This is a genomic window from Klebsiella sp. A-Nf5 (assembly GCF_002810545.1).
Taxonomy (GTDB): Bacteria; Pseudomonadota; Gammaproteobacteria; order Enterobacterales; family Enterobacteriaceae; genus Klebsiella; species Klebsiella variicola.
Window position 1 is genome coordinate 1 of sequence record NZ_PIOG01000084.1, and the last position, 1153, is coordinate 1153.

The 1153-nt window shown below is 46.2% G+C and carries 2 protein-coding genes and 1 pseudogene; 2 read left to right on the forward strand and 1 reads right to left on the reverse strand.

What is annotated here, in order from left to right:
* Together CWM53_RS31655 and CWM53_RS31895 are read left to right on the forward strand one after the other, a co-directional pair.
* The coding region (locus CWM53_RS31655; RefSeq protein WP_206062612.1) for a hypothetical protein at window positions 1–477 on the forward strand (477 nt) is incomplete at its 5' end.
* A gap of 50 nt (window positions 478–527) precedes the next feature.
* Window positions 528–647: pseudogene (locus CWM53_RS31895) on the forward strand (ATP-binding protein); the annotation flags it as partial.
* A 249-nt stretch (window positions 648–896) separates the two neighbouring features.
* Here the strand turns inward: CWM53_RS31895 and CWM53_RS08770 are convergent.
* On the reverse strand, window positions 897–1153 hold a 257-nt coding region (locus CWM53_RS08770), incomplete at its 5' end, for a hypothetical protein (protein ID WP_206062613.1).

Sequence of the window (1153 nt, forward strand, 5' to 3'; positions counted from 1 at the left end):
TTATATGCCCTACTCAGTAACAACAAAGATCAGTACGTTGATAACGTGATAAATCACAGTGAGACAGGGCTTTATACTCGCGTGCGGGCCCTGATTTCCAAATATGAATCCGTACTGGAGGCAGAAGAATATTTCCGGTTTACACCTGAGGTTATAGCTGAACTGAAACGAGCCTATCACTATCTGTTTTGCCAGAGACTGGACGGGCTCTTTAACCGGTGTAGTGAACTACTGTGGAGAATTGCTGTAGATAACAGCGACCTTGAATATCTATATAGGCTGTTTAAAAGTAGTTCCATAATATGGCGGGTAAATTCCATGCCAGAGAAGGAACTAATATTTGCAAGTGAGCTGGTCAGTATTACCACACCCACCAAGTTGGCCAACGGGGAAGTGGAATATCTTCAGATACGAATCCGGGTACTACGCAACAGTTATGAACCTGAAAATGATGATTCTATCGTCTGTGAACAGTAACATGACTCATGTCTTGTAATATTTTCCTACTGTTGCATGGATTTTCACAGTACAGGTGTATGCGAGATAACTCGCGGGCCGATGCCATCCTAGACCGCCTGATGCATAACGCACATCGGCTGGAAATGAAAGTTGAATCGATGAGAAAACGACTGACACAGGTTGACTGAAAGTGAACGGTAAGTGTTATAAAAAGAAGTCAGGGCGCTAGGAAATAACGCATTCACGTCCCTCCGGAATAAGTGTTCATCTTCGCTAGAATACGCAACAAGCCGGACAGACCGGTGCCAGGTGCTTAATCCTCGGGAAAACTGGCCACCAGGGCGTTACCCAGTCCAGACAGTTCCTTCCTGTCATTCGGCGTTAAATGACAGGAATGGGGTATCTTCTGTACGCAGGTGCAATATTAGACGGCCCGCTCAACTGAGACTCTGTTCCAGTGTGTCCAGAAGGTGCGAGAGATCTTCTTGGAGGCCAGAGGCGAATTTTTCACCCTTTTCAGGCATGCGGCTTACATAACGCTCGGCATCCTCAACCAGCCGTCTGAGTAATATTATGATCCTGCTGAATGCGCTGATCTTTGCGTCTGCTTTCAGATTCAGATACGCAAGGTCGGCACGTTGAAACGCCTCTTTCATTCTTGATACCCAGGCTCTTGCCACAATATACTCCTGAT